The sequence below is a fragment of the Pseudomonas sp. PDM26 genome (assembly GCF_019219185.1).
In the GTDB taxonomy this organism is placed as follows: Bacteria; Pseudomonadota; Gammaproteobacteria; order Pseudomonadales; family Pseudomonadaceae; genus Aquipseudomonas.
This window is the reverse complement of the sequence record NZ_JAHUWC010000014.1, coordinates 199634-206623: the sequence shown is the minus strand read 5'-3', so window position 1 is coordinate 206623 and position 6990 is coordinate 199634. Positions and strand designations below refer to the sequence as shown.

Sequence of the window (6990 nt, the reverse complement as noted above, 5' to 3'; positions counted from 1 at the left end):
AAACAGTGTTTGCCGAGATCGATACCGATCAACGCTGACTCGCTCATGATGATGGCCTCCGAAAACAAAACACCCTGCGAAAGCGTAGCCCTCGCAGGGTGTGGGGGTGACCATCTCATTAATGCCCGTATCTTGCGATACGGGCATTTTTTCGACTGTCTGTCAGACTGCTCAGTGAAGAATCACTTAGATCGTCAGCGTCCAGTCGTAGTCCACGATCAGTGGCGCGTGTTGCGAGAACCGCGGCTGGCGTGGCAGGCGTGCGCTGCGTACGAAGCGGCGCAGGCCCGGGGTCAGTAGCTGATAGTCGAAGCGCCAACCGAGGTTGAGCATCTCCGCCTGTTCGTTATCCGGCCACCAGCTGTACTGGTCGCCTTCACGGCTGACTTCGCGCAGGGCGTCGACATAACCCATGTTGCCGACAATCTCGTCCATCCAGGCACGTTCAGGTGCCAGGAAGCCCGGAGATTGCTGGCTGTCGCGCCAGTTCTTGATATCCAGCTTCTGTTGCGCCACGTACAGCGAGCCACAATAAATGTACTCGCGACGTTTGCGTCGCTGTTTATCCAGATAACGGGCGAAGTCGTCCATTAGCTTGAACTTCTGGTTCAAGTCTTCATCGCCGTTCTGCCCCGAAGGGAGCAGCAAGGTCGCGATGCTGACCTTGTCGAAATCTGCTTGCAGGTAGCGCCCGTAGCGGTCGGCCGTCTCGAAACCGAGACCGCTGATGACAGCCTTCGGTTGCAACCGCGAATACAAAGCCACGCCGCCTTGGGCAGGGACTTCAGCATCGCAGGCATAAAGGAAGTAGCCATCCAGTTGGAAGGCTGGGTCATCCAGTTCAAAGGCGGAGGCACGGGTGTCCTGCAGGCAGATGACGTCGGCATTCTGTGCTTGCAGCCAACTGAGCAAACCACGCTCGACTGCAGCCTGAATACCATTGACGTTCACACTGATGATCCGCATAAATGGCCCCAAAAATCGCGTGCGTGTATGATACACGGCGTCAAGCTAATTAGCTAAATCCGTGGTATTTGGGGTTTTTTCATGCAAGCGTATCAGCGCGATTTCATCCGTTTTGCCATCGATCGCGGCGTTTTGCGCTTCGGTGAGTTCACCCTGAAGTCCGGGCGCACCAGTCCATACTTCTTCAATGCGGGCCTGTTCAACTCGGGTTCGGCCCTGGCGCAGCTGGGTCGTTTCTATGCCGCTGCCATTGCCGAGAGCGGCATTGCTTTCGACGTGCTGTTTGGACCGGCCTACAAAGGCATCCCGTTGGCCGCGACCACCGCCGTGGCACTGGCCGAGCATCACAACCGTGACTTGCCATGGTGCTTCAACCGCAAGGAAGCCAAGGCCCATGGCGAAGGCGGCAGCCTGGTCGGCGCACCGTTGACCGGCGATGTGCTGATCATCGACGACGTGATCACCGCTGGCACCGCGATCCGTGAGGTGATGCAGATCATCGCTTCCCAGGATGGCGCCAAGGCCGCTGGCGTACTGATCGCCCTGAACCGTCAGGAGCGTGGCAATGGCGAGTTGTCGGCGATCCAGGAAGTCGAGCGTGACTTCGGCATCCCGGTGATCAGCATTGTTTCGCTGAACCAGGTGCTGGAATTCCTGGCGGATGATCCGCAGCTCAAGCAGCACCTGCCGGCCGTGGAAGCGTACCGCGCCCAGTTCGGCGTTTAAGCGCTATTCCCTGTGGGGAGCTTGTGTGGCGAGGGAGCTTGCTCCCGCTGGGCTGCGTAGTAGACCCAAGAATGTTGTGAGTGCTGCGCACTCAAACGGGAGCAAGCTCCCTCGCCACAAAAAAAGCAGCTTCCCATAGAGAAAACGGTGCAAAAAAAGACCCCGCTCAGCCAGGCCGAGCGGGGTCTTCTTGTTTGCGCTATCGCTTAAGGACGCTTGCGATTGCTGATCAGGGTGCCCACGCCGGTATCGGTGAAGATTTCCAGCAGGATCGCGTTCGGCACGCGTCCGTCGATGATCAGCGAGCTGCCCACGCCGCCCTGGACCGCTTCCAGTGCGCAGCGGATCTTCGGCAGCATGCCGCCGTAGATGGTGCCGTCGGCGATCAGGTCGTCGACTTGCTGGGTTGTCAGGCCGGTCAGGACCGTGCCCGACTTGTCCATCAGGCCGGCGATGTTGGTCAGCAGCATCAGCTTCTCGGCTTTCAACGCTTCGGCGACTTTACCGGCCACCAGGTCAGCGTTGATGTTGTACGACTCGCCGTTGGCACCGACACCGATTGGCGCGATCACCGGGATGAAATCGCCCTTGACCAGCAGGTTCAGCAGGTCGGTGTTGATCCCGACCACTTCGCCCACGTGGCCAATGTCGATGATTTCCGGGGTGGTCATCTCCGGCGTCTGACGGGTAACAGTGAGCTTCTTCGCGCGAATCAGCTCGGCGTCTTTACCGGTCAGGCCGATGGCGCTGCCGCCATGACGATTGATCAGGTTGACGATGTCCTTGTTGACCTGGCCGCCGAGGACCATTTCCACCACGTCCATGGTCGCGGCGTCGGTGACGCGCATGCCGTCGACGAAATGGCTCTCGATCGACAGGCGCTTGAGCAGGTCACCGATTTGCGGGCCGCCACCGTGAACCACCACCGGGTTGATGCCCACGGCCTTCATCAGCACGATGTCGCGGGCGAAGCCGGTTTTCAGCTCCTCGCTTTCCATCGCGTTGCCGCCGTATTTGATCACCAGTGTCTTGCCGACATAACGGCGGATGTAAGGTAGCGCTTCGGACAGGACCTTGGCGGTGTTGGCGGCGGCTTCGCGTTCGAGGGTCATTCAGGGCTCCGGGTGAATCAGAACGGTAGTTGGAGATCAGGTGCAACGCGCTTGAGCTGGATGCGGAACACATCCTTGATGCGTTGCAGTTCAGCCGCGTCATCGGCCTCGAAACGCAGCACCAGCACCGGTGTGGTGTTGGATGCGCGTACCAGGCCCCAGCCTTTGGCATAGTCGACTCGCACGCCGTCAATGGTGGTCAGGTCAGCGCCTTCGCCCCACTGCGCATCGTGCAATGCATCAATGATGCTGAATTTGCTCTCTTCGGTCACATGGATATTGATTTCCGGCGTAGAAATATCGTTCGGGAAGGTCGCGAACAACTCTTCGGCCGAGGATTTTTCCTTGCTGAGGATCTCCAGCAAGCGTGCGGCGCTGTAAATGCCGTCGTCGAAACCGAACCAGCGCTCCTTGAAGAAGATGTGCCCGCTCATTTCGCCAGCCAACAGGGCGCCGGATTGTTTCATTTTCTTTTTGATCAACGAGTGACCGGTCTTCCACATTAACGAACGGCCACCGTATTCCTTGATCAGCGGAATCAGGCGGCGGGTGCATTTGACGTCGAAGATGATTTCGGCGCCCGGGTTGCGCGCCACGACGTCGCGGGCGAACAGCATCAGCAGGCGGTCCGGGTAGACGATGCTGCCGGTGTTGGTCACCACGCCGACGCGGTCGCCATCGCCGTCGAAGGCCAGGCCGATGTCAGCGTTGGTTTCCTTGACCTTGGCGATCAGGTCCACGAGGTTTTCAGGCTTGCCCGGGTCCGGATGGTGGTTCGGGAAGTTGCCGTCGACCTCACAGAACAGTGGAATGACTTCGCAGTTCAGCGCTTCGATCAGCTGCGGGGCGATCACGCCGGCCGCGCCGTTGCCGCAGTCGACGACCACTTTCAGGCGGCGGGCCAGTTTGATGTCCTGGACGATTTCGGTGGTGTAGCGGTCGAGGATCTCGACCTGGGTGATGCTGCCCTGGCCGCTGCTCAGGTTGTTGGTCTTGAGGCGGTCGTGCAGGGCCTGGATCTGTTCGTTGGCCAGTGTGTCGCCGGCAATGACGATCTTGAAGCCGTTGTAGTTCGACGGGTTGTGGCTGCCGGTGAGCATCACGCCGGATTTGCCGGCCAGTACGTTGGCGGCGTAGTAGAGCGCCGGAGTCGGGACCAGGCCGACGTCACTGACGTGGCAGCCGCTGTCGGCGATGCCTTTGATCAGTTGCGCGACCAGTTCCGGGCCGGACAAGCGGCCATCGCGACCGACGGACACGTTTGGCTCGCCCTGGGCCAGGCTTTGGGAGCCGACGGCGCGGCCGATCCAGTAAGCGGTTTCGGCGTTCAGGAATTCCGGAACGGTGCCGCGAATGTCGTAGGCGCGGAAGATGCTGTCAGGGAACTTGGGTGCGACTTTGGCCGGGGTGTTCATCTGTGGAAATGCTCCATCTCGAAAGTGGCTGGACAGGCCGCCGATTCATTCGGTGGCAGGTTCAAACTGAAGGGTATGACGGCGTTTTCCACAGAGAGTTCGTGGTATGAAAGGGCCATGACGCCCCTGACGGCACGGGTTTGACCAGGCAATGCCTTGATTTTCGGTGCTAAAGCTTGCAGATGACAATTTGAATTTTGTGGCGAGAGAGTCCGTTCCCCCGCCACAAAAAGAGCGTGACCGGATCAGCGGGTACCGGTATGGCCGAAACCGCCAGTGCCGCGCTCGGTTTCAACAAACTCTTCAACCATTTCGAAGTGAGCCTGCACCACCGGCACCAGCACCAATTGTGCCAGGCGCTCGCCAACCGGCATGGTGAATTCGGTCTGGCCACGGTTCCAGCAGGAAACCATCAATGGGCCTTGGTAGTCGGAGTCGATCAGACCGACCAGATTGCCCAGCACGATGCCGTGCTTATGGCCCATCCCCGAGCGCGGCAGAATTAGCGCCGCCAGGTTCGGGTCGCCGATATAGACCGACAGGCCCGTGGGGATCAGCACGGTTTCACCCGGCTTGATCACGGTGTCCTGTTCCAGCATGGCGCGCAGGTCGAGGCCGGCGGAGCCCGGTGTGGCGTATTGCGGCAGCGGGAATTCGGTACCGATGCGGGGGTCGAGGATCTTGGCTTGCAAAGCGTGCATGTAAATTAAACCTGGTTCAGACGTTCGGCGATAAAAGTGATCAGCTGGCGAGCAATCTTGCTCTTGCTGGTCTGGGCGAAGAGTGTGGCGTGTAGCTCACGGTCGATCACGCTGCAGGCGTTTTCTTCGCTGTTGAAGCCAATGCTCGGGTTGGCGACGTCGTTGGCGACGATCAAATCGAGGTTCTTGTCTTTCAGCTTGCGCGCAGCGTAATCGAGCAGGTGTTCGGTCTCGGCGGCGAATCCGACACTGAATGGGCGGTCGGGGCGGGTGGCGATGGTGGCCAGGATGTCCGGGTTACGCACCATCTGTAGCAACAAGCCGTCGCCGTTCGTAGGGTCTTTCTTGAGTTTCTGTGGGGCGACCACTTCCGGGCGGTAGTCCGCAACGGCTGCCGAGGCGATAAACAGGTCGCAAGGAATCGCCGCTTCGCAGGCCGCGAGCATGTCGCGGGCGCTGACTACATCGATGCGGGTGACGCGATCCGGGGTCGGCAGGTGCACCGGGCCGGTAATCAGGGTTACGCGGGCGCCGGCTTCCACGGCAGCTTCGGCCAGGGCAAAGCCCATTTTCCCGGAGCTGTGGTTGGTGATGTAGCGCACAGGGTCGATGTTTTCCTGGGTCGGGCCGGCGGTGATCAATACGTGTTTACCGGTCAGGGCCTGACGCTGGAAGCAGTCGGCGGCGCACTGGGCCAGGTCAAGGGCTTCGAGCATGCGCCCCAGGCCCACGTCGCCGCAGGCCTGGCTGCCGGAGGCCGGACCAAAGACCTTGATGTCGCGACTTTCGAGGGTTTGCAGGTTGGTCTGGGTCGCCGGATCGCGCCACATCGCCTGGTTCATTGCTGGCGCAACGGCGACCACCGCGTCGGTGGCGAGCACCAGCGTGGTCAGCAGGTCATCGGCAATGCCTTGGGCCAGGCGGGCGATCAAGTCCGCCGTGGCGGGGGCGATCAGTACCAGGTCGGCCCATTTGGCCAGCTCGATGTGGCCCATGGCCGCTTCGGCCGCCGGGTCCAGCAGGTCCAGGTGGACCGGGTGCCCGGACAGGGCCTGCATGGTAAGCGGGGTGATGAACTCTGCGCCGCCACGGGTCATGACCACGCGCACTTCGGCGCCCTGATCGATCAGGCGGCGAACCAGGTCGGCGCTCTTGTAGGCAGCGATACCGCCGCCGACGCCCAGAACAATGCGTTTCCGATACAGCCGCTGCATAGGCCTGCCTTTCAATTCGTTGGTGACATACGTGGCGAAACCCCCTCCCCAGGGTGAATTCGCCCGCAAAAAAGATGGGCTACGATATCACAGCGACCGCTACGGAACAGCGGTGCCCACAGACAGGGAGGTGCTATGAGTATTCGCGATTGGCCGGCGGCGGAACGGCCGCGGGAGAGGTTGCTTGAACAGGGCGCGGGAAGCCTTTCGGATGCCGAACTGCTGGCGATCTTTTTACGCACAGGCGTGGTAGGTAAAAGTGCCGTAGATTTGGCACGACACCTGTTGAATCAGTTTGGCAGCCTGCGTTTGCTGCTTGAGGCCGATCAGGAAACGTTCAGCAAGCAGTTGGGGCTTGGGCCGGCGAAATTTGCACAGTTGCAGGCTGCGCAAGAAATGAGCAGGCGTCATCTGGCGGAGCGTGCGCGCCAAAAGTCGGCACTGGAGAATCCTCACGCGGTTCGTGAGTACCTGAAATCGATGCTGCGACACGAGCCACACGAGGTGTTTGGCTGTCTGTTTCTTGATTCCAAGCATCAGGTGCTGACGTTTGAGACGCTGTTTCGCGGCTCCATCGACAACACCAGTGTTCATCCGCGAGAGGTGGTCAAACGCGCCTTGGCCAACAACGCAGCGGCATTGATCCTCTGCCACAACCATCCTTCGGGTAACACCGACCCCAGTCAGTCCGACCGGGTGCTGACCAAGCGCCTGCAAAAGGCGCTGGAGCTGATTGACGTGCGGGTGCTTGACCATTTCATCATCGGCGACGGCGATCCGTTGTCGATGGCTGAGTATGGGTGGATGTAGTGCATAGCCCCTGTAGGAGCGAGCTTGCTCGCGATAAACCCGAGAA

Annotated in this window: 6 protein-coding genes and 1 pseudogene; 2 read left to right on the top strand and 5 right to left on the bottom strand. The window is 60.2% G+C overall.

Going from position 1 to position 6990, the window contains the following annotated elements:
• Positions 1–186 precede the first annotated feature (186 nt).
• Positions 187–966 carry an exodeoxyribonuclease III gene (locus KW849_RS25205; protein ID WP_003176915.1) on the bottom strand — a complete coding sequence of 260 codons (780 nt, stop codon included), beginning with the start codon at positions 964–966 and terminating at the stop codon, positions 187–189.
• Between the two features lie 81 nt (positions 967–1047).
• On the opposite strand from KW849_RS25205, the gene pyrE reads away from it, so the two are divergent.
• On the top strand, positions 1048–1692 hold the full coding sequence (gene pyrE, locus KW849_RS25200; RefSeq protein WP_008047079.1) for an orotate phosphoribosyltransferase: 645 nt from the start codon (positions 1048–1050) through the stop codon (positions 1690–1692).
• 206 nt (positions 1693–1898) lie between these two features.
• Here pyrE and argB read toward each other — a convergent pair whose 3' ends face one another.
• From argB to coaBC, 4 genes and pseudogenes are all read right to left on the bottom strand, one after another.
• Positions 1899–2804: an acetylglutamate kinase gene (argB, locus tag KW849_RS25195; RefSeq protein WP_008047078.1), complete on the bottom strand. Its 906-nt coding sequence runs from the start codon at positions 2802–2804 to the stop codon at positions 1899–1901.
• Positions 2805–2821: 17 nt separating this feature from the next.
• A pseudogene (locus KW849_RS25190) lies at positions 2822–4198 on the bottom strand (phosphomannomutase/phosphoglucomutase); the annotation flags it as partial.
• 266 nt (positions 4199–4464) lie between these two features.
• Positions 4465–4920: a dUTP diphosphatase gene (dut, locus tag KW849_RS25185; protein WP_007975171.1), complete on the bottom strand. Its 456-nt coding sequence runs from the start codon at positions 4918–4920 to the stop codon at positions 4465–4467.
• 5 nt (positions 4921–4925) lie between these two features.
• On the bottom strand, positions 4926–6134 hold the full coding sequence (gene coaBC / locus KW849_RS25180) for a bifunctional phosphopantothenoylcysteine decarboxylase/phosphopantothenate--cysteine ligase CoaBC (RefSeq protein WP_218431785.1): 1209 nt from the start codon (positions 6132–6134) through the stop codon (positions 4926–4928).
• Between the two features lie 135 nt (positions 6135–6269).
• On the opposite strand from coaBC, the gene radC reads away from it, so the two are divergent.
• Positions 6270–6944 carry a DNA repair protein RadC gene (gene radC / locus KW849_RS25175; protein ID WP_218431783.1) on the top strand — a complete coding sequence of 225 codons (675 nt, stop codon included), beginning with the start codon at positions 6270–6272 and terminating at the stop codon, positions 6942–6944.
• Positions 6945–6990 lie beyond the last annotated feature (46 nt).